40 protein-coding genes are annotated in these 25,899 nt (G+C 40.8%); 7 read left to right on the forward strand and 33 right to left on the reverse strand.

Annotated elements, in window-relative coordinates; translation table 11 throughout:
- Positions 1–5: 5 nt before the first annotated feature.
- The 16 genes from KQP93_RS10225 to KQP93_RS10295 form a co-directional block, all read right to left on the reverse strand.
- Positions 6–434, reverse strand: a complete 429-nt coding sequence (locus KQP93_RS10225; RefSeq protein WP_217874283.1) for a hypothetical protein — start codon at positions 432–434, stop codon at positions 6–8.
- A 79-nt stretch (positions 435–513) separates the two neighbouring features.
- Positions 514–894: a hypothetical protein gene (locus KQP93_RS10230; protein ID WP_217874284.1), complete on the reverse strand. Its 381-nt coding sequence runs from the start codon at positions 892–894 to the stop codon at positions 514–516.
- A gap of 58 nt (positions 895–952) precedes the next feature.
- Positions 953–2,167, reverse strand: a complete 1,215-nt coding sequence (locus tag KQP93_RS10235) for a N4-gp56 family major capsid protein (RefSeq protein WP_062564158.1) — start codon at positions 2,165–2,167, stop codon at positions 953–955.
- 10 nt (positions 2,168–2,177) lie between these two features.
- Complete coding sequence (locus KQP93_RS10240; protein WP_217874285.1) at positions 2,178–3,227, reverse strand: hypothetical protein; 1,050 nt, start codon at positions 3,225–3,227, stop codon at positions 2,178–2,180.
- Positions 3,228–3,563: 336 nt separating this feature from the next.
- Positions 3,564–4,286: a RyR domain-containing protein gene (locus tag KQP93_RS10245; RefSeq protein WP_217874286.1), complete on the reverse strand. Its 723-nt coding sequence runs from the start codon at positions 4,284–4,286 to the stop codon at positions 3,564–3,566.
- A gap of 2 nt (positions 4,287–4,288) precedes the next feature.
- Positions 4,289–6,382 (reverse strand): hypothetical protein, encoded by a 2,094-nt coding sequence (locus KQP93_RS10250; RefSeq protein ID WP_217874287.1) that lies wholly within the window; start codon positions 6,380–6,382, stop codon positions 4,289–4,291.
- A 3-nt stretch (positions 6,383–6,385) separates the two neighbouring features.
- On the reverse strand, positions 6,386–8,119 hold the full coding sequence (locus tag KQP93_RS10255; RefSeq protein ID WP_217874288.1) for a terminase: 1,734 nt from the start codon (positions 8,117–8,119) through the stop codon (positions 6,386–6,388).
- Positions 8,119–8,832, reverse strand: coding sequence for a hypothetical protein (locus KQP93_RS10260; RefSeq protein ID WP_217874289.1), 714 nt, complete (start codon positions 8,830–8,832; stop codon positions 8,119–8,121). The genes KQP93_RS10255 and KQP93_RS10260 overlap by 1 nt, the downstream gene beginning before the upstream one ends.
- Positions 8,832–9,149, reverse strand: a complete 318-nt coding sequence (locus tag KQP93_RS10265; protein WP_062564163.1) for an HP1 family phage holin — start codon at positions 9,147–9,149, stop codon at positions 8,832–8,834. Before KQP93_RS10265 ends, KQP93_RS10260 begins: the two co-directional genes overlap by 1 nt.
- Positions 9,097–9,339, reverse strand: a complete 243-nt coding sequence (gene lysC, locus KQP93_RS21670; protein ID WP_440590134.1) for an Rz1-like lysis system protein LysC — start codon at positions 9,337–9,339, stop codon at positions 9,097–9,099. Before lysC ends, KQP93_RS10265 begins: the two co-directional genes overlap by 53 nt.
- Complete coding sequence (locus KQP93_RS10270; RefSeq protein ID WP_217874290.1) at positions 9,230–9,718, reverse strand: hypothetical protein; 489 nt, start codon at positions 9,716–9,718, stop codon at positions 9,230–9,232. The genes lysC and KQP93_RS10270 overlap by 110 nt, the downstream gene beginning before the upstream one ends.
- Positions 9,690–10,184 (reverse strand): lysozyme, encoded by a 495-nt coding sequence (locus tag KQP93_RS10275; protein ID WP_217874291.1) that lies wholly within the window; start codon positions 10,182–10,184, stop codon positions 9,690–9,692. The genes KQP93_RS10270 and KQP93_RS10275 overlap by 29 nt, the downstream gene beginning before the upstream one ends.
- 69 nt (positions 10,185–10,253) lie before the next feature.
- A complete protein-coding gene (locus KQP93_RS10280; RefSeq protein ID WP_217874292.1) occupies positions 10,254–10,808 on the reverse strand; it encodes a hypothetical protein in 555 nt (184 codons plus the stop codon).
- 120 nt (positions 10,809–10,928) lie between these two features.
- Complete coding sequence (locus KQP93_RS10285) at positions 10,929–11,804, reverse strand: hypothetical protein (protein WP_217874293.1); 876 nt, start codon at positions 11,802–11,804, stop codon at positions 10,929–10,931.
- 2 nt (positions 11,805–11,806) lie between these two features.
- Positions 11,807–12,193, reverse strand: a complete 387-nt coding sequence (locus KQP93_RS10290; protein WP_217874294.1) for a LexA family protein — start codon at positions 12,191–12,193, stop codon at positions 11,807–11,809.
- Positions 12,183–13,019 (reverse strand): hypothetical protein, encoded by an 837-nt coding sequence (locus KQP93_RS10295; RefSeq protein WP_217874295.1) that lies wholly within the window; start codon positions 13,017–13,019, stop codon positions 12,183–12,185. Before KQP93_RS10295 ends, KQP93_RS10290 begins: the two co-directional genes overlap by 11 nt.
- Positions 13,020–13,471: 452 nt before the next feature.
- Between KQP93_RS10295 and KQP93_RS10300 the strand changes: the two genes are divergently transcribed.
- The gene (locus KQP93_RS10300) at positions 13,472–13,729 is read left to right on the forward strand and encodes a hypothetical protein (RefSeq protein WP_217874296.1); all 258 of its coding nucleotides are present in this window, start codon (positions 13,472–13,474) and stop codon (positions 13,727–13,729) included.
- 31 nt (positions 13,730–13,760) lie between these two features.
- On the opposite strand, the gene KQP93_RS10305 is transcribed toward KQP93_RS10300, so the two are convergent.
- The 13 genes from KQP93_RS10305 to KQP93_RS10365 form a co-directional block, all read right to left on the reverse strand.
- Positions 13,761–14,132: a hypothetical protein gene (locus tag KQP93_RS10305; RefSeq protein WP_217874297.1), complete on the reverse strand. Its 372-nt coding sequence runs from the start codon at positions 14,130–14,132 to the stop codon at positions 13,761–13,763.
- Complete coding sequence (locus KQP93_RS10310; RefSeq protein WP_217874298.1) at positions 14,119–14,307, reverse strand: hypothetical protein; 189 nt, start codon at positions 14,305–14,307, stop codon at positions 14,119–14,121. Before KQP93_RS10310 ends, KQP93_RS10305 begins: the two co-directional genes overlap by 14 nt.
- 226 nt (positions 14,308–14,533) lie before the next feature.
- Entirely contained in the window at positions 14,534–14,761 is a 228-nt protein-coding gene (locus KQP93_RS10315) for a DUF3892 domain-containing protein (RefSeq protein WP_217874299.1), read from the reverse strand.
- 180 nt (positions 14,762–14,941) lie between these two features.
- A complete protein-coding gene (locus KQP93_RS10320; RefSeq protein WP_217874300.1) occupies positions 14,942–15,502 on the reverse strand; it encodes a hypothetical protein in 561 nt (186 codons plus the stop codon).
- Between the two features lie 5 nt (positions 15,503–15,507).
- A complete protein-coding gene (locus tag KQP93_RS10325; protein ID WP_217874301.1) occupies positions 15,508–15,945 on the reverse strand; it encodes a hypothetical protein in 438 nt (145 codons plus the stop codon).
- Positions 15,939–16,247, reverse strand: coding sequence for a DUF1364 domain-containing protein (locus KQP93_RS10330; protein ID WP_217874302.1), 309 nt, complete (start codon positions 16,245–16,247; stop codon positions 15,939–15,941). Before KQP93_RS10330 ends, KQP93_RS10325 begins: the two co-directional genes overlap by 7 nt.
- The gene (locus tag KQP93_RS10335) at positions 16,234–16,683 is read right to left on the reverse strand and encodes a recombination protein NinB (RefSeq protein ID WP_217874303.1); all 450 of its coding nucleotides are present in this window, start codon (positions 16,681–16,683) and stop codon (positions 16,234–16,236) included. The genes KQP93_RS10330 and KQP93_RS10335 overlap by 14 nt, the downstream gene beginning before the upstream one ends.
- Positions 16,684–16,986, reverse strand: a complete 303-nt coding sequence (locus KQP93_RS10340; RefSeq protein ID WP_217874304.1) for a hypothetical protein — start codon at positions 16,984–16,986, stop codon at positions 16,684–16,686.
- 9 nt (positions 16,987–16,995) lie between these two features.
- Positions 16,996–17,421, reverse strand: coding sequence for a hypothetical protein (locus KQP93_RS10345; protein WP_217874305.1), 426 nt, complete (start codon positions 17,419–17,421; stop codon positions 16,996–16,998).
- A gap of 3 nt (positions 17,422–17,424) precedes the next feature.
- Positions 17,425–17,991, reverse strand: coding sequence for a hypothetical protein (locus tag KQP93_RS10350; RefSeq protein WP_217874306.1), 567 nt, complete (start codon positions 17,989–17,991; stop codon positions 17,425–17,427).
- Positions 17,988–18,890 (reverse strand): replication protein, encoded by a 903-nt coding sequence (locus KQP93_RS10355; RefSeq protein ID WP_217874307.1) that lies wholly within the window; start codon positions 18,888–18,890, stop codon positions 17,988–17,990. Before KQP93_RS10355 ends, KQP93_RS10350 begins: the two co-directional genes overlap by 4 nt.
- 61 nt (positions 18,891–18,951) lie before the next feature.
- Positions 18,952–19,176, reverse strand: a complete 225-nt coding sequence (locus tag KQP93_RS10360) for a hypothetical protein (RefSeq protein WP_217874308.1) — start codon at positions 19,174–19,176, stop codon at positions 18,952–18,954.
- A 2-nt stretch (positions 19,177–19,178) separates the two neighbouring features.
- Entirely contained in the window at positions 19,179–19,388 is a 210-nt protein-coding gene (locus KQP93_RS10365; RefSeq protein WP_217874309.1) for a TraR/DksA C4-type zinc finger protein, read from the reverse strand.
- A gap of 494 nt (positions 19,389–19,882) precedes the next feature.
- On the opposite strand from KQP93_RS10365, the gene KQP93_RS10370 reads away from it, so the two are divergent.
- Entirely contained in the window at positions 19,883–20,200 is a 318-nt protein-coding gene (locus tag KQP93_RS10370; RefSeq protein ID WP_217874310.1) for a hypothetical protein, read from the forward strand.
- Here the strand turns inward: KQP93_RS10370 and KQP93_RS10375 are convergent.
- From KQP93_RS10375 to KQP93_RS10385, 3 genes are read right to left on the reverse strand one after another with little or no spacing between them, the layout of a single operon-like run.
- Positions 20,197–20,406, reverse strand: coding sequence for a hypothetical protein (locus tag KQP93_RS10375; protein ID WP_217874311.1), 210 nt, complete (start codon positions 20,404–20,406; stop codon positions 20,197–20,199). The genes KQP93_RS10370 and KQP93_RS10375 overlap by 4 nt on opposite strands.
- Before the next feature lie 2 nt (positions 20,407–20,408).
- Complete coding sequence (locus tag KQP93_RS10380) at positions 20,409–20,936, reverse strand: phage regulatory CII family protein (RefSeq protein WP_062564183.1); 528 nt, start codon at positions 20,934–20,936, stop codon at positions 20,409–20,411.
- A 12-nt stretch (positions 20,937–20,948) separates the two neighbouring features.
- Complete coding sequence (locus KQP93_RS10385; protein ID WP_217874312.1) at positions 20,949–21,161, reverse strand: Cro/CI family transcriptional regulator; 213 nt, start codon at positions 21,159–21,161, stop codon at positions 20,949–20,951.
- Positions 21,162–21,277: 116 nt separating this feature from the next.
- On the opposite strand from KQP93_RS10385, the gene KQP93_RS10390 reads away from it, so the two are divergent.
- Entirely contained in the window at positions 21,278–21,922 is a 645-nt protein-coding gene (locus tag KQP93_RS10390; RefSeq protein ID WP_082710844.1) for a LexA family protein, read from the forward strand.
- Here KQP93_RS10390 and KQP93_RS10395 read toward each other — a convergent pair whose 3' ends face one another.
- Positions 21,923–22,477: a hypothetical protein gene (locus tag KQP93_RS10395; RefSeq protein ID WP_062564185.1), complete on the reverse strand. Its 555-nt coding sequence runs from the start codon at positions 22,475–22,477 to the stop codon at positions 21,923–21,925.
- Positions 22,478–22,692: 215 nt separating this feature from the next.
- Here KQP93_RS10395 and KQP93_RS10400 point away from each other — a divergent pair, with 215 nt between their 5' ends.
- The 4 genes from KQP93_RS10400 to KQP93_RS10415 all read left to right on the forward strand — a co-directional run bounded on the left by KQP93_RS10400 (position 22,693) and on the right by KQP93_RS10415 (position 25,893).
- Positions 22,693–22,965 (forward strand): hypothetical protein, encoded by a 273-nt coding sequence (locus tag KQP93_RS10400; protein ID WP_217874313.1) that lies wholly within the window; start codon positions 22,693–22,695, stop codon positions 22,963–22,965.
- Between the two features lie 4 nt (positions 22,966–22,969).
- A complete protein-coding gene (locus KQP93_RS10405) occupies positions 22,970–23,890 on the forward strand; it encodes a Rad52/Rad22 family DNA repair protein (protein WP_217874314.1) in 921 nt (306 codons plus the stop codon).
- Positions 23,891–25,060, forward strand: coding sequence for a DUF1351 domain-containing protein (locus tag KQP93_RS10410; RefSeq protein WP_217874315.1), 1,170 nt, complete (start codon positions 23,891–23,893; stop codon positions 25,058–25,060).
- 452 nt (positions 25,061–25,512) lie between these two features.
- Complete coding sequence (locus KQP93_RS10415) at positions 25,513–25,893, forward strand: hypothetical protein (protein ID WP_217874316.1); 381 nt, start codon at positions 25,513–25,515, stop codon at positions 25,891–25,893.
- Positions 25,894–25,899 lie beyond the last annotated feature (6 nt).

The raw sequence follows: 25,899 nt of genomic DNA on the forward strand, positions 1-25,899 counted from the left end.
TCGCCTTATTCACTCGTTAAGGCACGAAATGCATCACGCACTTTTTTGCGGTAGTCATCTACTGGCTTTTTAGGGCCTTCGATTTCTAATTCATGCGCGACAACAAAGGTATCTAGCTGTTTTGAGCTGTACTTAGCAAGATCAACTTCTTCACCTTCAACAATCACAACCATGTTGGCATCAGCTTCAGCTTTCTTAGCGGCTTCTTCTGCAGCAAGTCGCTCTTCTTCAGCCAGTTTGTCCAGCATTTTTTGTCGCTCAAGAACGCCTTCTAGCTGACTTTCCTTTACCCACACAGTAGGAAAATCCAAAAAGCGTGGCGCTAATGCATCATCTACCGGAATAGGTTCATGACGTTTGAAAATGAGGCGTGTACCACACACAGTATCTTTCTTTACTGGTTTTGAACCAATATAAACAATATTCGTAGCCATTCTAATGACTCCATAAATCAGTAATTCAAAATAAAAAACCCTGCATTTGCAGGGTTTTAATTACAACGTCAAATAGCTTTTAGTAGCCTTTGAATCGATACTCTAGTTGAAGTGTTACTTCACCAGTAGCAGCACCCGTACCTGAGTTTTCAATCACCAAATCACTCGGCCCGGTATCACCGATGTAAATAGGTTTTACAGGTGTCACATCAGTACCAGCTGATACAGTATCAATAACGGACAACTCAGTTTCTGTACCTTTTGAATCAACGAGTTTTGTCGTTAGCTCTGTGTCAGAACCAAGCGCGCTATTAATGACGCGAATACCGGTTACCTGTGTACCAATAGGCAGTTGTTCAGCAGCAATGACCGTTGAGCCCGAAGCTAATGCAGTTAGCGATAGCGTTAGCACGTGTAATGACAAGTTACCCTGTGCGCCGCGATAGAATGTTTCTTTCATAATCTTTTTCACTATTTAAAAGTTAGAAGTAAAAGGCGGTATGAACCGCCTTTGAGATTTACTGAAGTGTTACAGCAGTATCAAGAACCATCGTGCCGTAGTCATTTACACGGCCTTCACGGTCTGCAAATCGCACTTTCTTACAGCCGTTCATCCAAACAATGGCTGTTTCATTGCCGTTGTCATGGTCGACCTTCTTCGTGCTCATATGGAAGTGAGTACCTGACTCAGCTTTACCATACGCATTACCTAATGCTTGACCACCCAGCAAGATTGCGCGGTCGATATCTGCACCAGCTGTTACTTGTTTAGTCGTTGCTAACTTGTCGTTGTTTGAAACAGTAACAGTATCACCTGCATAGAAACGCACAGGCTTACGATATTGGCGAACAAGAATGTTACGCCACATGATCACATCACCTTTGAATACTGGATGATTAAAGCCACGACCACGCGCCATTGCACGAGACATAAGCTCTTGCATTTTCTTCTCTGACGCACTATTCCATAAGTCACGCCATTGACGCGGAGTAACAAACAGGATGAAGAACGGTGACTCGTTAGCCATTTCGTCTTTTTCAAACGAAATATGCTTCATTGGGTTTTGCTGCTCTTCAAGGATCAACGCTAAGTCATCTAATTTGTCTAACGTTAAAATGTCAGCTGGGTCCAAAGTTTCAAATGACGTTGCGTCACCACCAAAGATATGACGGTCATAAGTAGGCGCTTGCACTTCATTAACCATGATTTCGTTAAACTCTTCATGGTCTTCAAGTGGAACGATAATGTCACTTGGGTTAAATGAACCGCGTGCACCCGCCAGGTGATACATTGCCACTTCATCTTTTAGGTCGTTGTAATAATTACCTAGAAGCGTTTTAGCAGTACTAAGCAGGTTATGCTTAGTACGCTTTTGGCTCATCTTACCGCCCGAATCAACCATCTTACGGCCTTGGTCAATGCGTAATTCAAACACTGTTTTGCTCAAGCTTTCGCCACGGCCTTCCAGTTTTTTATCACCCATTGTTGGTAAACCATTTAGATTGTGGAATAAATCCATTTCAACCGTATCACCGGCTTGTGATTCCAAGTCACGGATCATGACAATTGGCGCACCTTTCTCGGTTTGATTCTTACCATGGTTCGTGTCTTTTTTCGCAGATTGCGGAGCACCGCCGGTCAACATGTTTACAAACGTGTTTTGACGGCGAGTGTGTGTAAACAGGGCTGCGCCAAATGCTTTTGCAGCCTGTGCTCTAGTGATCGTACTCATTATTTAATTCCTAGAATAAAACGTCCGACGCTTCAGATAACAATGCTTCGATCTGAGCCTCTGTCATGTTTGACATTTCATCAGTCATCGTTGCCGCGTCCTTATCGAGCAAACTTGCATTTGCACTAAGGTCGCTTGCTTGTGATCCTAAGTCGGTCGGTGAATTGGGGATTGCAGCAGATGGGACTTCGCTTGGCTTAGGCTTGTGTTGCTCTCCAAACGCTGACTGAACACGCTTTTCAACTTCTGCAAAGCGCTCTGCTACTGATTTGTTTTTAAAAGACGGGTCACTTGCGAGCTTTTCATCAATAACTTGGGCCATTTCCCATTTGTCTGAATCATTATCACGCCACGACTTCAGATGCTTTGAACTTTCAAAAGCAGTTTGTATTGGGTTGTCACTGACAGCCTCTTGCTCTTGATTTTCTTGGGATGCTTGCTTATTAGCGTTGTGCTCTCGGAGTTGTTCAGCTAAAGCGCCGACCATTTCCCCTAAGTCTGGATATTCTTCTTTGACACGTGCCAACAATTCAGGATCTTCAAGCATTTGCTTAGGTAATTTACGTGCGTCGATACCCGCCTCTTTTAACTGACTGCTGTGCAATTCAGCTAACTGCTTAGTTTCTTCGTACTTGCTTTCCAGCTCTGCTTTTTCATCGGCTATACGTTGGCTTACCGCTTCTGCGTCTGCCGCACGTTGTCTCGCTTTGACTAGTACATCGTAAGGCAAGCTGTGCTGGCCGTTCTTACTCGTAATGTCTGTTGCTTCAACGTAGTATTTACCGTCGATTTCCACAAAACCTTCAGGCACATCACCTTTTTGATCACTTGCTTCGGTTGACGATTCCGGTTTTACGTCTGTTTCAGCTTGTTCTTTGCCTTGGTCCTGTTCGGCTTCAGCTTCCGCTGTAGGCTCTTCTTTAGTGTCTACTACAGGCTCGCTTACTTCGCTGCCATCTTCATCACCAAAAAGCGTGTCACCATCAAGATCAACATCGGCCAGTGCCGCTTCGATTTCTTCTGGTGTGCCGTTTTCTAAAATATCGTCGAGATTATCCACTAATGACTCCATCACTATTTGACACATAGCTGCGAAAATTAAAGTTGTAGGCTGTACGCTGCCTTTGCGAGTTGTTGTGCATCGCACAAAAAAGCCGCCTTGGGTTTCCCTAAAGCGGCTTAATTTCTGCGTAGTACATACTTAATTGGATTTATTACCTGTAAGGTTTCCGTAACCTCACATCAACACTTCCCCAGCTAATTACATAAACTGGTTTGCGTTGCTTAATGCTTTGATTCAATGATTCTGGCTTGAGTTGTTTTGCTTGATGGCTTTCCACTGGCTTGAAAGCCGGCATTATGAACTTTAAAAATAAGTGTTTTAATAAGTTCATATTTAGCCCTGAATAGCTTGTTTAACTATGGTGCTAAAAATAAAGTCTTTCGCTTGTTGTTCTACCGGTAGATGATGGAACGGGACCATACAAGGGTGCTCTTTTTTATCAGCATCTTTAACCTTGCCATATTTCCAACCTTGAATTGCTTTTTCAGCCATCCAGCTATCATGTGAAGCACTAGCCGGTGCATCAGGGTTAAGGATATGAAAGGCAACACCTTTGATTGCTGAATCAATCTGCCATTGTGGTGCCATTTCCCAACTTGGCTGCTCTTCGCGAAGCGCTTTGCAATAGGCTCTGTTTACTTCATGGCACATTTTAGCGATTGCTGTCACCTGCCCCATATACTCTTTTGGAATGCCCAGCTCGTCCGCGCCTTCAAAATCAGCAAACTCAATTTTGTTATATCCATCTTCGAAAGCTTCTTTAGGACTAATTGAGACATAATCATTTTCATAAAGTACTAGATAATCACCTGCTACTGGCTTGTATCTAGCAGTCAGTTCCGTGCTTGCTAAATATGGCAGTTGAACATCAGTACCTGGTATACCGATGATTAAAGAGAGTTCTGGTTGTTCCTCTAACTTAGCTACTGATTTAATTTCAGCTGCCTGTACCACTTTGAAGCATTGAAACTCGGCCATTACTTCACGAATATGAACTGTTGCGCCATCATTACCGCACACTAAAACATTAATTAAATCTTCGGTTTGCTCGCTCATTGTTACACCTGTATTGCGTCTAGTTGCTGTTGTAAATTTGTTTGTATTGATGACTTAAGCGCTGCTACTTCTGCGTGTTTCTTCTGTACCTCAGCAATGATATTTTGCGTTTCGGCTTGGATCTTCTCGTCTTTCACACCTTCAGTTTCAGCTTTCTTCTGAATTTCATTGATACGTGCTTCAAGCTGTTTGTTTTCTAGTACGATTTTTTGCACCTTCTGCTGAATTTCTTGTTGCTGCAGTTGCTCCATTGCTTGTTGCTTTTCAGACTGAGCTTGTGCCTGTGCTAATTCTTCCTCTGTCATATCCTCTTTAGCTTTTGGAATGTTCAAGGTTTGGCGTAAGGTTGATAGAAATTCTTCTTTGTTTGGCAGATCCATTAGCTCTACAAGCATTGGTAATGTTGCTGCTTGAGCTTCTGGCGGTATTTGACTCATCGTGTTACTGAGTAGTGTTGCTTGTTGCTGTCTGTATGTTGGCGTGGCTTTTACAGGTGCCAGTGCCATGTGTCCACGCCAGCGTGCTACATCGTTATTGCGCTTTCCTTCAGGATTTGGCTCATTAATAACAATAGAACGGCGCTTTGCTTTATCTTCACGGTTAACAGTTACCTCAATGTTATTTTGAGGCTTGAGATCTTCGATAATATAAGCAAGAAGCAGCTCACCTACTTTGTTTCGTGAGTAATGGAAATTATCGTTTATTTCAGCAAGTGTTGTTGTGCCTTGCTCTACCAAGTTGGCAATAGCTACACCACTTGTTGCGTTACTGTCTTGGCCTAACATCGAGTTATATACACCGGCACAATCTTGTATCAGCTTCATATCATGCTGCATCAAGTTAAACTGTTGCGCTGCAATGCCTACATCGTTTTGAATGCTTATTGCATCACTGGCCTTGCCTTTGTTCTTTCGCTCTGGATTAAGCTTGATGTAACCATCTGGCTTTTCAACCTCTTCCTTTACCCGTTGATCTGATAACTGAGTTGCATCTTCATCTGCAATAACACGCCTTGCTTGTAGTAAGTAGTTAAGTCGTATTACTCGCGCATTAATGCCATCTTGCGCAGGCATCATTCGACTGACTAAACCGTAAGGCTCACCGCTTGCGTCTTTTTGATAGCCAATGAATGGAACAAGGTTAAACATGCCACCTGGCGCTTCGCTTGGTCGATCAATAATACGATGTGGACCAATAAACCATGCTTCTCGCACATTAGGGAATGCAGCATATTCAAGCTGAACCTTACCGCTATTAACAGCTGCAACATGTGCCGTATTGTTTTTATCAAACTCGATAACACGGCCATCTGACAGTCGAATAATGTGAGCACGCTTCCACACTTTGTAATAGATAACTTGCAGTAATACGCGTTTACGTGTTGTGTCTAACCACTCGCTTGTTGCTCTGTTCCAGCTTTGCGCATCACTCCATGCAGATTGCAGTGCATGATCTTCGGTGTGCTCTTCATCCAACGTTCTCAAGAAGTCTTCCCAGTGATTAACGGATTGCTCCAAGATTTCCTTATGCTCTGGAAAAGTCGCTATTGCTTCATCTAAATCAAGCCATTTGCGGCGGGCAATCCAGCGTGCATCACTTCTATCAGCTTCAACAGCATGAAAATCCCACCAAACCTCACGACGATGAATAAACTTAATTCGGTATGGCGCTGAAAAAGGGATTGGATTTTTAGTAACTTCCACCCAGCCAATACCGGCTTTTAATTGACTTGCGTAGGCATCAGAACACGCTCGGTCGCCATTAGCTAAGCGCCAATAGTCTTTGAACTTTTCATTAAGCGCCTTCGCTAGCTCTTCACCTTGCTCGTCATCAGCTGAAACCATCAAGTCAGAACGTGAACGAGCTTCTAAGCCTAATACGCCATCAATTGTTGGGCCAATCATGTTGTGAACAATGTCAGGTTGCCCACGCTCTGCTAAAACAGCTTTAACTTTTGCACTTAATTGGTCGCCATCATAATACGCACAAGCTTTTGTTGCGGGTGTTCGCCAATCAGGTTGTGAGTCAATGTCACCAAGGATCGACAATAGCTTATCTAACGACAAACCATCTTTGTTCTTTGCAAAATCAGCCATTTATTATCGTGCCATCCAAGAGTTAGGGTTGTGCGGTGCGGGAGTATTATCTTTAATGAGTTTCTTCGGCATTCTGACCAACATTTCTTTGGCTATCATGTAGCTCATTACTTGGTCATCAAAGCCGCCGGGCTGCGCGCCCATTCGCCCTTTTTTATCGTAAACAAAGGTGTTTAATTCGTTGGCTGTTCCGCGCCAAACAATGCCGTCCTTGTCATGTGTAAGCAGTTCATCCAAACCACTTGTGAGTATTGGTTTAGATTGTGCACTGGTGTGCCACCCTACTTTTTTTGTTTCTTCATCGGTATCTTCACGATCAATGTGCTCTTCTGTGTAAATCCGGCTAGTCGGGTAAATCTCAACTAACTCTTGAAGTGTTGCATGGCCGTGATTGTTTCTCTCTATGCCAATAAACGCTTTGTTATACATCAGGCCAATATGTTTGTTGATGTGAGCAAATCGCTTAGGATCTATATGACCAAACCAGTGGGCCACTTGTCTGCCGTCTGATTTTGCGCATACATCTAATGAGCTGCGGTCGCCATGTTCAAGTCCTTCTGCAACATCGCTTCCGACCGCATATTCTTCGTCATCGTCTGGCAGTTCCCAAACGAGCAAGTAACCAAGTGTTGATTGTGCAAGCTTGTCAGAAGCTTTAGATGATAGGTCCACTTTGCCATTCATCTTTTTGAGCTTGCCTGTATAGGGCTCAATTTCATAAACAATGAGAGGCTTTTTGCAACGACCTTCAACACGCATCAAATCGTCACTCGCAAAGACTTTTCGACCTGATGTTAAAAACGCTTCCATTGGCGTAGATGGAAACTCCTGTTTCATCTTGTCTTTCATGTTGCGTTCTTTGCCGATGTACCAACATATTTGCTCTTCACTGAGCGTTATTCCATTAGCCGCTTCAACTGACTTAAAGTATTTAACTTGCTCTTTAGTTAGCTTTAATCCGCCTGTTGGGACTGGTGCAACATACTTAGGATCTTCAAACCAAGGAAAGAAATGAAACTTAAAATTTTGCCTAGTTAACGAAATGCCTGACTCTAGCAACTCCATAGCTTCTACAGACATATCGAAAAAGTTACCGGCTGCGCCTTCAGCTGTAGACTCAACGAATATTAATGAGCCGTCATGAACAGCATTGAATGAGCCGCTTTTAACTTCTTCTGCGCGTAATGGATATTGCGCGCATATCTTACCGTACTCGGAAACGTGCAAGACTTGAAGTGTTCCAGAGCGGAACGAAACAGCAACACGTACCCAGCTATCATTATTAAACCAAATACCAGTGCCTGTTTTACTTTTAATCGAGCGCTTACCTGTCTTAAGCCAGCTTGGTAACCGCTCGTATGGATAAAGTATCTTGGATGAGAATATCGCGCTTGCCTCATCTTTACCTTGGGCAATAACACCACACTGTCTGTTATCGTTAAACATAGCGTGATCAAGAATGAAAACTTGAATAGCAGTACTAAAGCCCAACTGACGCGCTTTTAAAATGATGTTTAAAAACCACATAGTCATAAACAACATGGTTTGTGCAAGCCGGCAACGAAATAAAACCTCTTGGCCCTTTTCGTTAGCAATAATGTAGAGATTGTTTAGTCGCCACCACCAACAGTCTAAATATGGCTCACACCGCTCTAACAGGTCCACATCATCCAAAGTGAAGCGTTCTTCTTCAGATAACCAAGTACTTTTAGGATATTTAGCAAGCTTTGGCTGCATTATTCACTTACCACCTGATCTAATCCGTCAGTGCGACTATCAATGAAGTTATCAAGTTTGCTAGTACCACCCGCTTCTTTTCTGGCTTTCGTAGCTTCGTGTTCAGCAATTTCCGCTTGATGTTTGCCGCGCTTAGTTGCATGAACAAGTGCTTTAGTTTGTTGTGATATTCTTGATGTTTCAGCAATCAGCTTGCCACGTGCTAGTGAATCTGTTTCAAGATTCGATAGTGTTTTTATAATTGACTCAACGCGTGTAATGTTTCTATCGAGCGCTGACTCTGCTTTAAATAACGACTCATAAAACCGCGCTGCTGTATCAACATCAGTTTCAGGATCTTCCAGCTTTTTATTAATTCCTTCCATGGCCTTCATAACCATGTGAATACGAGCTCTACAAAGAGAGAGTTCATCTTCAAGGGTTGTGGCTTCTACAAGTTGATTAACTTCATTCTCAAAGTACTTTGTATAGCCACCATGCGTTACAAGGTGTCGATTTCGAGTACCAGGCTTTACACCGGGCTTTTGCTTACCTTCCTTAGTTTTACGCTCTCTAGCCTTTGGTTGTTTCTTCAGGTTGGTTTGAGGCAGCTTTATATAACGTCTTGCTGTTGCGTAATTAAGGCCGTGACTTTCACAGAAATCACGCGGACCTATACCACTTTCTTCATGCTCCTTTAAGAATAGTGTCTTTAAATCGTCCCATTTTGACACTACTGTTCACCGTAGCCTGCCTTGCACTCAGCTAATGCTTGTTCATCATCACGCACCAGTTCTCTCATACGTGCCTTATGGTACTCAGCATCTTCACGGCGTTTCTGAAGTTCAAGCTCATGCTTTTTGCTCTGATAACGCCAGTTCATTAAAAACGTTATTACTGTGAACAAAATACCAAGCGCAAGGGCAATGTTATTAAGTGACAATAAGCCACCGACACCAGTACCGATACTTGCGGTGTAACTGGCTGCTGCTGTTGATTTATCCATTGTTAAATTCGCTGGCCCATTGTTTGGTTCGTTTAATGTCTTCATTGCATTTATCTATGACAAACTCTAAATACTGCGCATACGCTAACAAACTCGCGTTTCCTGCTATTTGTTTAATGTCGATGCTACAGTTGGATAGATATTCTTCCGGCGGTGTTACGTACACGTATTTCGTTTGTACCACCGTCCTTGTCACACTCGCTGGTTCTTGCGTACTTGAGCAAGCGGATAGCATCACAAGGAACGCTATCATTAGCCCATTGTTTAGTAGCTTCATCGCTTGACTCTCGTAACTTGTCTATTTCAGATTGTGAATTATTTAAGCTGTTAGTTAGCTGGCTTACTTCATCTTGGTAGGCTTGGTTAATGCGAGATAATGACTCTCGCTCACGTATTAACTTTTGATTCTGCTTTTCGGTTAGTTCAACACTTTGCGCTAAGAACTCAGTTTGTATTGTTAGGTTATCAATCTCTAAGCTTTTACTTTTAATCGTTTTATTAGCTTCTGTAAGATCGTTTTCAATAGTCACAAGTTGATATGTTGCGTAAGCCAGTGCCGCTAGTAATGCGACGATAGCGATTCTTTCAATGCTGCTGAATAGTGCTTTGAACATTTGCTACTCCACCAAGACATATTGAACGCTCTTGTTCTCTTCGCGTGATTAAGCCAGGTAACTTTTGGCCTTTAGCAAAAATCCAGCGTGACAGCTCATTGCAAGCGCCAATGCGATCGTTATTGTTTAACTTTTTAAGTAATGTACTGCTTTGAAAGTTGCCTGAGCCAACGTTGTAGTGAAATGATAAATACGCAATGTGCTCGCCTTGGCTCAGTTTTATATTGATAGCACTCATTAGCTGTTCATTATGCGCTGCCAAATCATCAGCTAATAGGTTCAAACACTCATCTTCTGTGTACTCTTTACCAACAACAGCTGTTTCAGTATGACCATAGCAAGTTGTTGCAATGCCAACAGGGTCAACATAGCCGGTTAACTCTTGGCCCTCGAAAGTAGCGACTGTGACACCTGCAGCCGCCAGAATGCCGGAAAACCCCAGCGCTATAAGTTTTCCTGCTTTCATAGTTTGCTCTCAAATTTTAGGTAAAAAAAACCCGCGAGATGCGGGTTTAATATAGGCATTGAGCTGTATTCATTTAAAGCCCAATTTAATCCTCTCATTTAGCTCCAAGTGCTGTATTGTTGAAAATCGCAGAATCAATTCCGATTGCCTTAATGTTTCCTGTAGGCCCCAAAATTGAACTGAGTCTTTAGCTGTCAGTTTTAAAATTTCATGCTCTCCATTAGCAGCAAGAACAGCAGGAAAGCCATACGCTTGGCTCATTGCTCCATGGCGTACACCCAACTCATGCATAAAAGCACCCAAACTATACTCAATTCCACCTAGAGAAATTTTTACATCAAAATCTATTGCAGCTCCCGCACTATAATTATGAACATTGAGAATGTAGCAATAACTTTCGGGGTTATTTAACTCGTATTTTCTTATGATTGGCGTAATTGAATTTATATATTGGGCGTTATTAAACTTAAGCCCAAAATAAGCGAAAGCAAAGGTTATCAAAGTTGCTGTTAGCGCTATCAAGTCGCTTAACTTTACTTCAAATGAAAAGCTTTGCCCTATAATAACTCCAGCTAATAAGCAAAGAACAATACCTAGAACAACCATTACATCAATACTTTTCATAAATCTCCCCATGTTTATGAAAGAGAAATAACAGCAATTTAATGGTAAAGTCAAAATATAAACAAAAAAATCCGCTCAGCAGTAAACTAAGCGGATTTCTTCAACATGGAAAATACTATATCAGGATTGGGGGGTTTGCAAGCCCATAAACTCAATATACTTCGGGTGCGTCTTAAGAAATGAAATCCACTCCTCATGAATTTCATTTAGCTTTTCTTTTGATTTTAATTTGTTTTCCAAGCCAGGAAAGGAAAAAAGCTCAAATATAGATTCGTAAAACTCTTTAAGGCCTTTTTCAATATTCAAATCACTAGAAGTACCTGGCCGATCAAATTCTAATCCTAGTTTTTCAAGCTTATCTGCTAAACCTCTACTAAAATTATGCCTTGGGCCCTCACCGGTCAATTTGGTGCCGGAATTTGCTATTTTGAAATCGTTACTACCTAGGTAATTAACAAAATTATCAATGTAAACAGAATAGTAACTATTGATAGAGCGAAAAAAGTTGTCACCTACAAAGAGCGATGGCGCTTTAGGTGAACTTGAATCAAACATCGCCTCATAACAAATATTTGCCTTAATACCCTTAAAGCCATTATCTCCTGATTTTATTAACTTCATGCAAAACTTCTCAAATTCCTCGTGAGTCTTATAAAAGTAATTAACTGAATTATTTCTTTCAGTTATCTCATTACTCTTAGCTTTTTGCTTTGATGAGTGAAACCTGGCAACCATAACCCCAAAGACTATGCTTAATGACAGTAAGGATATTGGAAAGGTAAAATATTTTACAAATGCGGTTACACCAGGCTGAGAAATAGAAAACCAAAACTGCCCTTTAAGCGCTAACTGAACTGTGAATATTATGATAAGGATTACGCTTATAGCTAAAGGTAGAAGTATAGCAAGTCTAAATGAGTAGTTTTTATGCAGTCCTACGCTCTCATCAATTGAAAAAAACTGCTTATTCTTAGGCTTTGTCATTTTATCACTCATAATTAAAACGTGTCCTTAACACTTCCTCTATGCATTCGCACAGAACTAATTACAACCCCTTCAAAAAGGTACTCATCATGCTTGGTAACTTTTACAGGTGGGTATTCCTCGCTAGCTGAAAGCAGCAGATTATTCTTCAAGTCTGCAATCTTACAAACGAAAACACCATTGTATGCACAAACAATAACATCGCCTTGCTTAACATCAACACTGCGGTCGATTATTAACAGGTCACCGTCAAAAATCCCAACACCTTCCATCGACCGGCCGCTAGCAATGCCATAAAAGGTTGCATCTTTGTTCTTTTCGATTAAGCCTGCTACTCCATTTGGTAGATCTCTAAAGCTGTTGGCTTTGTTGAAGTTACTTTCTAATATCTCAGTGTTCATCTGCAAATTCCATATCAATTTCATCCAAATGACTATAATTAGAGTAATCGTTTAGCAATGCCAAAGTTTCCTTATCAGAAGGAAGATTAGGTAAATTTCTTGGACTATGAAGCACAAGCTTGGCTATATCATTAAAGGAGGTATTTGCTCCTTTATTGCTTGTTTTTATATTTTTGGATTGTTTAACAAACTCATCCACTTTTTCCACAATGTCGTTTCCGTATATAGAAGCCTCTAGAAGACAATTTCCATGTAATTTTTCAGCTCTACTTTCCAACTCTTTAATTTTTCTCTTAATAATCATTAATTCTTCTTTTGAGTCTTTAACTGCAATTTTAACATTTTTGATACATTCATTAGTAGCATCATCATCTTGCAATATCGAACAAGATTCAATTTCTTTGTCTTCCATTAAAATCCATTTGTACTCATGAAATGACCTGACTCTTAAGACCCTTAGCTCCCAGCATAATGCATAAAACGAAACTAAATTTGATAATAGTGATAAACCTAACTCATACTTTTTTTCTTTATTCCAGTCGTTGCTTGCTAGCCAAGCTGCTATTAATATCAAATTAGTTGTGTAAGCAATTAAAATAGTAAATACAGCGATCACTACATCACTAAGACTTCCCCAGCTACCCCCTTTAACGAGATAGCCATATGAAAGAACCAGAACAAAAATTAGGGCCACATAAGCAAGGGTGGTTCTTTTAAACCAAGTGCCAAATTCTTCCATTGTTTTAGGTTTGTTTTTATCCATAAGCAAGCTAGCTTCCATTAATACTAATGAGATTTGTTTTATTAAATTATCAACTTCTTTCAAATATCTTACATCATTTCAGCTGCCTGACTATTACTATAGGCGCTATTAAGTTATTGATTTTATTTTTCTGAGAGGTATTCTACTTTTAATTCAATTATATCTAAATACAGCATTTGTTGATGACTATTTGTCCCATTACCTTCCTAGCAGTTTCAAGAGTGTCGAAAAGCAATTCGCGTCGTGCTGTGAAGCAATCGCTAAATGACGATTTTGATTCCTACATAAAGGAATATTGCAAAAGGATTAAGGTAAATAGCGGAGAAGTTGATGGAAATGAAAGCTTTCAAATACTGAGCCACCGGCCAGTCTACGTACCGCCTTTTAAAAAGCTCAATCGAACCATTTTTAAGTTATCAGTGTTCGTATCTCTATTTATTCATGACAGCAAAAGACGAATTTCATACTGAATTCGTCACACTCAAAGTGTGTTCTCATTTAAAAAATGGTGAACCATGAAATTTTTAAAATCATTCTTAGTTAAATTTAGTCGCTCAAAAACTAATGATGTAAAGAGCTGCCAGTGCAAATGCCAGTCTTCTGAAGTTGATATTGAAGAGGTTGATTACTTACTTTCACAAGTCAATGCTTCTCTAGTGATGATGACTGCAAACGACAATTTTCGGGATATCCATTGGAGCATTATGGCGGACTCTTTACATGGAACGCTTAATAATGTTCAAAAAGCTCAGAAAGAACTCAAGTTAAAATAATAACCAACGCCGCCCACCTTAATAGTGGGCGCTACTTCCATGTTGTATATATCAAGTCACCGTATGCCCAAACCATTGTTCCTATAACTATTAAAAACCCAGATAACCCTTGAAGAAATAAAATGACTTCCCTATGCCTTTTAGCAAAATCAGAGATGCTTGTACTCGTGATTCCTTGATTTATACTACCAACCCAATATTGAGCCATTAGAACCTCAGCCATAGCTGCAAATATTGTTACAATAGCACCACTTCTAGCAAACCACATTGCGGCGTCACCTCTGTCACCATAAAAGAAAACTCCAGACCACCCCATCCATAGAGTTAGGATTGAAAATAAAATATATGCTATGGCTCTAATGATGTTGCACATATTTTTTGAAAAAAAGCTATTTCTGTTCATTATTTTCAATTCTTTCTGCCAATGAACGAAGCTTATATGCAATCGTCGCTTTCGTATCATTCTTATTGAAATAAGCCTCTAAATGTTCATTGTCGATATCTAAAGCTAATGTGAAATTGCAGTAGTCGCCAAATCCTACTGGCTGTACTTTTATGTTAGCGAGCTTTTTTTGCATGTTACCTCCTTTTAATGCTATGCCGAGCTTCTTTTATCATAGCGCATTTAATCGTAATTCTGCGCACTCTGGTAATTATGCTTTATTTTATATATTAATGAAATCAAATAGCTAAAGTGGAATATGAGATACTGCGCAGTAATAGTGCGCAGAAAATTTGCAAATGTCTTGTTTTAAAAAGTTAAAAGCGGAAAAGTAAAAGCCCAGACTGCTGGGCTTAATGATGTCATGATGATGGTAAGTTATCTAAGTTATCCTTTACCTTTTTGTTGGGTGGAGTCCTAATGTGTTTATCCTTATTGCTCGGGTTTACTACAACTAAATCTAACACTCCTTTTTCTGCTAGCTTTATTGCCTGATCCTTATTATAAAACCTCTTATTACCCTCACTCTTAACAGCAATGATATTTCCTTTTTTATCTTTTTTGGCTGCTATAATTCGCTTTTTTGTCATTTCTTATTCCTCTAAAGAGGAAACTAGCTTAAAATATTAGTGCTAACATTATTTGTACTAGTTTCTGTATGAATAATTGCTACCAAACGATTGTTTGGTAGCGCTTTAACCACTTTGAAGGCTATAAAATCGCCCACATCAACATCATAATACATAATAACTGCTCCGACCAGTTATTTTTTAAGCTACATCTTCCATCTTTTCATAGATGTTTTTAAATATATCTCTCTCCCATTCACTAATTAGCCTTAGAAGCTCTTTGGTTACTTCGTCATGTGCACAGCTGTAGCTTTTGTGATTGATACCGATGATTTGGCAACGACTTCTCTTTGATATTGGCTTGCGCCCTCTACCATGGCAGTGAATGCAAATATCAGGGCTAGGACTTGTCGCTTTCTCCCCAGGCGCTAGGCCGCTTCCATCGCATTCATTGCATACCGGCTGTACGTGCTCATATATTGCCGACATTACTAGGCCGTTTAATGTGTCGGGCTTTATCTTGTACTGCCGTATCTTGATAAAAACCGTTGCATGCATCGTTAAAGATCTTACTACACGTTTAAGTCTTTGCTCTTCACCTACATATCTAAAGTAAGCCCATCCAGTTTGACATGGTGGCAGTCCAGCAAGTGCATGCGCTGCCGTTCTCCAATCTATGACGTCTTGACCACTGCCGCCAAACGTACCAGTTAGATTAAGTGTTTTAGTTGTTAGTTTTGCTAGTAGTTTAATCGGCTGCATTCTGTTTACCCCCAAAGCGCAATCATTGCTGCGTCACGTTTGTCTTCGTTTGTTCGGCCTTGCCACCCTGTGATTTTATTGAAGTAATTGCCGTCTTTTTTAGCTTGTCGCTTATGTGGCCCTTTAAGAGGTCTTACTTTATTGACTTGGTAACCTTGGCTTTCAAGAACTTCACAAATTAGCCGACCTGTCGCTTTGCATGCGCCAACGTCTTGGCAAATTTTTTCGCGCACTGATCGCTTGTTCTTAACTTTCTCACCAAATAAAGGCTTTATTGCTTCGGGGTTTTCTACTTTGATTGTGATTGAGTCTTTTGGACCAGCTGCAGCGATGTATTCAAACAGGTCAACAAAGCTAAGTGACTCAAGGTGTAAAATAGTTTTCCCTTGAATTACAGCAATACCACTTTTAACAAAGTCAGGATCTATTCCAATTGTTAGCATGCGCTTGGTACCTCAATTAAACCTTGCTCTAATAGAATTGATTGCGTTCTGATCATCCCTTCATATGCATACAAACGATTTATACGCGGATCACCTACCCGAGTTCTGTTATCAATAACATCGTGGCATGCCGAGCACGCATACGTTGCATGTATGTCATCACACTTCTGGCCCATACCTGATCCTTTCCCTACATGCGCAAGTACCACTGTTTCACAATTGCCATTGCACACACCCGGTATGCGCACTTGGCATTGTTGGCCTCTGGCGCTACTGCGAATTTTCTTACTAATGAGCGACATTTGTTTCTCCATATAGAGCGAGCATGTATAAATCGTCAGGCCTTGTTAGCATTAGCTCTAAGTACTCTGCGCAGTATTGCTCTAGCCAATTAAGGTATTCTGTAAACTCTTTGGTATTCAGCTTTCGTGTTCGTTTTCTAACAATGATTGGCTCTTCATTGCCTGCTTGGATAACGCGCACACCAAACTTTTTGCGCACAAATACTTCGTGAACATCTTCTGAGCTGTTTTCTTGTCCAAAATGCTCTCGCAAGTGTTCAGCTATTTCCTGATTCCACACCCACATAAGTCGGTTTTGAGCTAAAGAACGCTTTGCCTTGAATTCTTTGAACTCAATCACAACGTCTTTACCAAAGCGCAGCATATCTCTTACTGCTTGCCCTATTTGAGGCAAGTAATACTGGGCATTAGTGGCCGTTAAAACTTTCTTTGCCATTTACGCAGCCTTCTCTGGTTCTTTTGCAGGTTCTTGCTTGGCTACTTCCTCTTTGTGTGCCAGTTTCAATACTTCTGCCGTTGCCGCTAGCATTGAGTCACGTAAATCACGGGGCAAGTTGTATCGCTCAGTGATCACTGTTGTTGACTTAACCAGTAGTTCGATTGCTTTATTCACATTTGCCTGGCTTCCCTCTTGTATAGCTTTTGCTGCATGCCCTTTTGCAGCTGATAGGAACCCATCACTGATCAGCTCGCCGGTTGGTGATAGTTGCTGTAATGTGCTTTTCTTTACTTGTGCCATGATTAACCTCTATGCAGTTCGTGCTTGTTTAAATGTTTTTCCCATTTCAGCGTTGAGCGAATAACCCTGATGTGATGGAACCTTATTTGATGTGAAGTTACCCGGGTGAGCTTTTACATTGCTCATCTGATTTGCAGCCTTGCGATGCTGACGGCGAGACTCTTCACGTTTAATCTTTTCCTGTTTAAATGCTTCCTTCTGGTCCTTGATGTACTGAGGGACGCTATGAACACCAGCAAGTTTTGCTGCTCTGGCCATTACCCTATTACCTGCTGCAGTAGCTGCATTTAAGTCTCTTGCGCTTGGCTCATTTATTCCTTTAAGCACCCCTTCCTTGGCCTTACGCGCTTCAGCGACTGCAAGCCAATACCCATCACCTAAAATCTCTTTTAGTGCACGGATGAATTGCTTTTGGTCTTGTTCGTAAGACTTCATGGCTCACACCACGTACTTCAAGTAAGCCGGTGGCGCTGAGTACTCAAGCTTTAGCGGTATAGGGTTGAGTTCCCCTTTGCCATATAGCTCTGCAAGGTTTGTGTATTTCTCTTTAGCCATTTTCTGCCAAGCGCTATCAGTAAGATTTGCTCTTGCTGCAGCAATACTTTGGTTAAGCCAGTAAACTAAAGGCTCAGACCATTCTTTGTCTTTGCCGTAGTTTTTAACTCGTTGGTCGTTTATCTCAGCCATACATTGCGCAAGTGTTGGCATACCGCGGGCATGCAAACATAAAATTTTAAATTCAATGGGGTTTGGCGCGTGACGTTCTGAAACAGATCGAGTTCTAGCCAAATTAAGCGCAGCTCTGATTTCCTTCACTAAGAACTTCATCCCAAAGAGTTGATTCGCATATTCAACTGCTGTCTGCTCTAAGTTTCCACGCCAATTAAAATCACTTGCTGGGTAGTAAGCTCTTAGCGCTGGCAATATCTCACCACCGATCAGGCTTGCAAGCGCCTGATCAGGACAGCGTTGCGATTGATTGAGTGTTGATATTTGATTGTTCATCCGATCACCTCGTCATCATGAAGTGCAGGCATGTGTGCCACCGCTGCTTGCATTGCAGCTAGTTGGTCACCAACGTTATTAGATTTGCGTTGGCTAAAATGACTTGGTGCTGATGGCCGGTCCTGCTCTCTCGATAACCAACTAACAATAAATCGCGGCATACCTCGCTGTGTTTTACGACGAGTGGGATTTGCATTACTCCACGAATACATTTCTCGTAGTTGCTGTAAAACATCAACTGCCGGATACGTTTCAGACCATTCATCAATTTGGGTTTGGGTTATTTCGTAACGTTCATCTTTTTTGTTGGTCGGTATCCATGCAACGGCTGGTTCAGAGCCTTGCTCTGAGCAAGAATTAACTTTAGTTAATTCTTTATCTTTAGAGTTGTCTTTAAGACTTTCTTTTGTGTGTACTGTTTCAGTACTAGCATGTGTTACCGTTTCAGTACTAGTAAGTGTTACTGTTTCAGTACTGTACTGTTTTGGTTTTTTGCTAGTACTGTTTTGGTAACACTTCTTAGGTTTATGCTCTGTCCATTCGCTCGTTTTTTTATTGATTTCTAGCTCGCCTTGAGTTCCGCCTGTACGGATAATCAGCTTCATTTCAATCAATTCATTCAATACTTCACTACAGCGTGCTCTTGGCATATTAGTTATCTCAGATAACTGAGAACCACTAATCCGGTCACGCTTCTTCTGAAAGCCATACGTCTTACGTATGACTGCTAGAAACACCTTATATTGACGTTTTGTCATATCATGACTAATCGCAGCATCCAGCAATGTATTTGCTAGGCGCGTAAAGCCTTTTTCTAAACTTGCCACAGTAACGACCTCGGCCTGTTTGGTTTGCTCCTGGCTACATGGGAACTTGTAAATCTCTGCTAAATTAGCCATAATTACTCCTGTTATTACTCAACCCGCTATCGTGCCGACCAAAGCTGATGCGGGTTTTGTTTTATCTGCGAGTTACATCAGCCTTTGCTGTAGCTCGCGCCTTAAATTCTTTTGCTTTATTCAGTTTTCTTCTTCCAATAACCACGCAACCAATTAAGTTAATTACAAAAGCCATCACAGCTAACATGGCTAATAAATCAGAAATTGTTTCATGTTTACTGGCGAGAGTACTTATCACCATCAGCAGCACCCCAATGCTTATAGAGTGACGAACTATAAAGCTCATACTCAACGCCTAAACTGGCGTCTTTGTATTTCTTGAAGTTCAGCGCATCCAATACACAAATTCGTTTTAACTGCCTTTCTACGCTCTTCAGGAATATCAGCACCGCACTCAACACAATCTAATGACTCTTGAATATCTTCTTGTTTTAAGTTCGCTAACTGTCTTTCTTGTTCTCGCTCTATTTCAATTTGAGCACTATCAGCTGCATCCATTACGACTCCATTAACTACTTGAATAAGTTTTAAAAAACACACATTCTGTATGTTCGCTATAGGCGGTAGCGACAGGGAGAGTTAGTCTATTGGCTTGCACAGACCGTTGCCCTAGACGTGATTAGGGACTAATAGACTCCCCTCCCTTGCCTCCGAGTTTGCAAGGCTCGGAACTCGTCGGCCAAATTTTCATTGGTCGCTGAGCGCTCGGCGACTTGTGATGGAGTGAGATTTCTCATGAAGTTTCAAGTCTCTGTTAAGATCACTGTAGATATCTCTAAAATTATCTATGCATTAGCATCGATGGTTTTAGCGCTATACACTGCAGGGCTCTTATAAGAAAGTCCTAGCCACCCACTAACGGTGGCTAGGCACCCTCACCATTGCCAACCTTTCACAGTTAACACATCACAAACTGCCAATTTTAAAGCGCCCTTTTGTCTGCTAGCATGCAAGTGCGAATTACAAAAACCAGCCACACAAAAGGACTAAAAATGAACTTCGATATTTCTTCTTTTAATAGAATTGCTAAACCGCTTTTAAATAACCTCGCAGAGCAATTCCCATTACCACAAAAGATCCACCTTCAACGTTATGAAGCCCCTGACTTCGACGTGAAAATGGATATACCTTTGTTAAGAGCAACCCTTTATTACTTAGTAGCAAATGGCTACTTGATGTTTGATGGCGATCACGCAGATAACGCCAATTACTACTTAACCTCAAAAGGACTAACACTTCTTAAAGTCGATTTTGAAAAAGAGTTCAAAATATCTTCTTCTGTATATGAAAAAGGCAAAGTAGGCTGTTAAGCCTTACTTATCAGCCGGCCTACCTGGCTTTCAGGTAGGCCATCGATACCCCTAACAACATCAGCAACAAACCCCACCATTGCTGAATCATGAAGGCCTAGCTCAATCGCTTCTTCACTGATTTGTTTGCCTAAACGTTCAACGCTTTTTGAGTATGCTTCGTAGCCTTCAGCCGCTTTCTGTCTTTGTGTTTTATTACTACCCACAACTAAGCCACCTTCAATGATGTAGCTTTCACTGAAGCCGGTTCATTTGGATCAGGACGCACCATTTGCTCGAGCTCAGCTGTTACATGCAAAATAGCTGTAATAGCTTGTTGGGCCCGCTTTTGAATAACGTCGAAATTTGATTCGGTAATGACGCCATCAGAACGTGAAGTGTGAACAGCTTTAGCAAAGTCACCGCATGCGGCTTGCAACTGAAGTATTTGGTCTGCTAGTTCTTCATCTGATAAACCAACATCAGGCAAATCAACAACTGTTTTGCCTACGCTAAATGCCCAGGCTTCTAGTGAACGGTAGTCTTGTGTTAGGTCTGACATTGCAATAATTTGTCGATACCCAAGAATGTGAGTATCACAACCATCATCCAACTTGCTTCTAAGAACTGTTGGATTCATACCCATCTGTCTAGCAAGTTCAGCAATGTTGTAGTCATTCTTATAACTTTCAGCTGCTGCCATTGGGCATCGTGCGGCTGGTGCATGAGCACACGTACTTTTTTTAGATAAAAGCATTTATATTATTCCTTATGCTGCTGACTTAGGCTGATCATTCTCATAAAGAGACAGATCAACTTTGAGCGCCCCCTTTGTGATCATTTGAAGTTCAAAAGCTCGACCGCGAGGAACTCGACCATCATTTGTCCAATGGGTTATTGATCCTTTGCTTAACGGTGGAGAAAAAGCTTTAGCTAACTTTGACTTACTACCAAAATATGAAACTGCATCGCTGGTTTTCATATACATCTCCTAAATAAGTATGCGAGAAGTATAGTTTTATGAACATTTACAAGTCAAGCAAAGTGAACCAATAAAATAGTAAGATGTTTAGATAACTATACTTAGAGAATATAAAAATGACATTTCAAGAACGTTTAGAAGCACAGATGAAATCTGAGGGTGTTAAAGGAATTGATATAGTCAACAAACTGAAAATCTCTAAGGGAACCGTAAGTCAGTGGCGTAATGGTGTAAGCAAGCCTAGAGGCGAAAACGCTGTTAGATTAGCTAAGTTTTTACGCTGTAATCTTACATGGTTAATTGAAGGAAAAGGGTTACCCAATAAAAACCTAGAATTAGAGCTAGGCCCAGACCTTAGAGGCAAGGCCCCTCTAATATCTTGGGTACAGGCTGGCAAATGGAAAGAAATTGATTTGGAAAGTTTGCAACAAGCATCTGACATCACTTTCTATCAACATACAGCAAATGTTAGTGATGAAGCATTTGCACTTCGTGTTAAAGGTGACAGTATGACGAGTTTTACGGGTGGGAAGTCAATACCTGAGGGCTCTGTAATAATAGTTGACCCGAACATGCAAGCTGAACATGGAAAAGTAATCGTCGCAAGACTAGAAGACAGCAACGAAGCAACTTTAAAGCAATTAGTTATTGATGGAGGTGCGAAATACTTAAAGCCATTTAATAACAGCTACCCGACAATGCCTATCAATGGAAACTGCACTATCATTGGGGTAGTCAAACAAGTCATACAAGATTTTTAACTAACCTCTATGACAAGATTTGCACCATTTTGTAAGACCATCTTGAGTCTTATTAGAATGGTAGAAACTTGTACCTCTTCGCCTTTTCCCACAACCTGAGCAAATCTTATACTTTATTTGCTTCCTGCTATTATCAGCTCTCAAGCAGTCAAGGCACCACTTGGTTAAACCGTCCTTATTTCTTTCGCTTTGCCCAAAGGATGAGATTGCAAGGTTATTTAGGCACTTGGAACACTTTTTGGTTTTTGAACCAGCATTACGCTGAATAACTGCTGCTTCTTGCCTAGAGATCAGGTCTGGTTTATGTTCTAAGGGCTGTTGAACGTTGGATGATACTTTTGGAATATGGTCTATAGGCTTCTCTAGCTTCTCATTATTTACATTGAATTTTGTAGAAGAACTAGTAAAAACTCTTGTTTGTTCGCGTTCTACATAACCATTCTCAGTTTCAAACCGCTCATATCTTTTTTCTTTAGTCTTTGTTTTATCTGTGTCACGATTATCAAGTAAATACCAAACTACGAAAATCCCACCAATAATTAAAATTATATCCATATAAATCACGTCGCTTAACTTAGGTCTTAACTAACCCTAAACAATAAATAGCTATATATCAACATTCCCGTTTAAACATTCTTAAGCACACAGAAACACCAATAGAAATTTATAACCCCGAACCAAAAGTTTAGTTTTATGAACTTTTTTGTTGACAGATTTGTTTGTATATATAAACTTAAATTAAGTTTAGAAAAATGAACAAAGGTATCAACATGGATAGCAACACTAAACAACATAAAGAGTCAGTTGAACTAGCACTACATCGTCTAATTTCAGCATCGCTTACTTTCGCACTTGCTAAGCACACAGCTTGCGTGAGTGTTTCGCCATCTAATGATGTGGTTTCAATCTTCATAAAAGACGAGTCAAACGAGACTGTTGCCTTAGAGACCATCTTGCTAAATGCGAAAGATTCAGCGCAAAAAATCAATGCGGTAACCGACGAGCTTAATCAGCTTAACTGCCCTCTTGATTTAGTGAGCTAAGACCATGGACGTTACAAAAATAAAAGACCTATTGGCAGATCCTTTTGAAGAACATGACATTGAATGGCGTGTTCAACAAAGCGGTGTATCTAACAAGCAAAAGCCTTGGGTAATGGTTATTCCATACATCACTAACCGCGCAATCCAACAACGATTAGATGACGTTCTAGGTCTGGATGGCTGGGAGAATGTCTATCAAGAAGCATCTAACGGTAAAGGCTACCTTTGCGGGTTAAAAGTTCGCATTGGTGATAAATGGGTAACTAAGTGGGATGGCGCAGAGTACACGAATATAGAGCCACTTAAAGGCGCTCTATCAGGCGCCATGAAGCGAACAGCCGTTCAATTTGGGATTGGCCGTTACCTCTACTCTCTTGAATCAGAGTTTGCAACTTGCTCACCAGTCAATAACCGCTTCGAGTGCGATGGTGAATACATACGCATTCCGCTTAATAAGCAACAGAAAAACGGCCCAAAAATGGAAGCACAATGGTTTCCTCCACAACTACCTGATTGGGCGTTACCAAAAGCTAAGTTCGATAAGTACTTAGAGGCGATTGAATCTGCTGAGTTAATGGAATCAATGCGAGAAGCTTACAACAAAGCTTACAAATACGCTGAAGCCGTAAACAGAATCGATATTCGAGACAAAGCAATAGCAATCAAAGACCGCAAAAAAGCTGAGCTTGAGAAGCAAAACCAAGATGAGGCAATAAATAAAAACAAAAAGTTTTTGAATTGGATCAAAACAAAAATCAGCGACCTGATCACAAGCGCTGAGAACGAATCAATTTTAAACCTTAACCATAAGAAACTGCTTCAAGAGGTTAAGGGCCATTGTAGAGCAAACAAAATTGACGCAACCAATTTTGTTAGCCAGGTAAACGAAGCGCATCAACAAGCACTAATCAACCTAAGAAACTAAATGGAGCATAGCACCATGACTACAGCAAAGCAAAGCACTGCAACAAGTCTAGTAGAAGTCGTATTTCAAGAAGACCTAACAAAACAAGGTCTGGCAGAACTTCGTAAGAAGTACCCGAAGTCATTAAAACTTGATATGCAAGATGATGATGACTTCAAAGAAGCCCGTAAAATTCGAACTGAGCGTAACAAGCTAGCCAAGGCAATCAATGATCGTCGAATCAGCTTCACTAGTGAGCTAAAAGATCACGGTGATGACTTAATCAATAAAATTGATGTTATTTACAATCCTATCATTACAGCGTTTGAAGCAGAGGATAAACGCCGTAAAGAAGAAGCAGCACGTATTAAAGCAGAACACGAAGCAATGCTAGATAAGCAGCGCCTAGATATTGCTGAGTTCAAAGGTTTTATTCAGCAATGCAAGGGCAAAGACTCTCAGTATATTGCTGATGCACTGGAGTCAGTAGATCTCATCGAAACTGATTCATTCCACAAAGACATTATTCATGAAGCTATCGACGCTAAAAAAGAAGTGATCGAAACACTTAATGAAATGTATCAGACAGCAAAAGCTAACGAAAAAGTTGAAGCTGAACGTGCTGAGTTACGTGCCAAAGAAGAGAAAATTGAAAAAGAGCGCACTATTGAAAACCGCATTAATAAATTGCGTAACAGCCCTATGGATTTCTTTGGCAAGTCTAGCCAAGTGATCCAAGACCGTATTACTCAGTTAGAAAACTATACACCTACTGAAAGTGACTTTGGGCCTCGTCTAGATGAAGTTATCCAGCTTCAAGCACAGGTAATTCAGCAACTGCGAATGATGCTTACACAAGCCAAACAACTTGAATCTGTTAACTCAGTTGCTCAGCCAATTGAAGATCAAGTCACCAGCCAAGATGTGCATAGCGTTCAGCAGGCTCAATTTGAACAACAAGAAGATAACCAACTTCAATCTCAAGATGCACCGCTTCTAGGCGGGACAATCAAGTCAGACGTTTTTGAAGCTACAACTAATACTGATGGCTATATCCCTCTGGATTTATGGCCGAGTGCAATGGACCGAGCAGAGAACGATGAATTAGACCGCGTTTGTGATCAGCTAGAAGTAGCAGAAAGTCACATCGCATTCTTAGAAGCAGAATTAAACAAAGCGCTTGCTGCTTAATTCCAAACTTTAAACAAATGTAGCGCCTTCGGGCGCGTCATTTAAGGGGAGAAACTATTTCATCAGTAACAAGAATAGCTCAACACCGTATGACTCAGCACTTACGTTGTAACAACATTATTTTTGGGTCAGCAATAGTAGTAAGCGCAAAAATAGAAAACGTTGAAGGTTGGGTTTTACCTGGTGGGAAATTTACTCGAAATAGAACTGAAGCTTTTAAAACGTGTAGAAAGATGCACTGCCTAATCGAGGTTCTAGGTGGCATAAAACCAGTAAGTCATACAGATAGAGCGGCTTAATTATGATGCACGATTACATGGCAATTCGAGGCAACTCAACACGCGCTTGCAAGGCTCGAAAACGCAAAGAATTTATTAAATTAACTGCTGTCATTGGGGCAATTGTGTTTTTAGTTGCCACCGCTGTCTGGCTCACAACCAAGTAGGTCCAGTATGTTTTGTGTCTTTGGCGTAAGTAAAAAGAAATGTAAAGCCGCTGCTGAAAAGAAGGTAAATGCTATGCGTGGCGAACTTGCGCCAAAAAATCCAGCACAGCACAAACAACTGGTTGAGGTTATGACTGAAGAATTGTTTTTAAAGTCAAAACCTACAGCTGTCAGCGGCGAATTATCAAGTCCAAGCCTAGTTGATGACTTTATAGAGCTAGCAAATAAAACGGGCGATATACGAGCTTTAAAAGGTATGAGACGAGTACATAAAGCAGATAAAAAAGGTGCTTTGCAATACTCCAAGCGTACTAAAAAACCAATTTTTGAGTGGGTGCCTCTTGAACAAAATTTCACTCAAGAGCTCATCAATGAAGAATTTTTTTAAAGGTAA

Source organism: Pseudoalteromonas shioyasakiensis (assembly GCF_019134595.1).
Lineage (GTDB): Bacteria > Pseudomonadota > Gammaproteobacteria > Enterobacterales > Alteromonadaceae > Pseudoalteromonas > Pseudoalteromonas shioyasakiensis_A.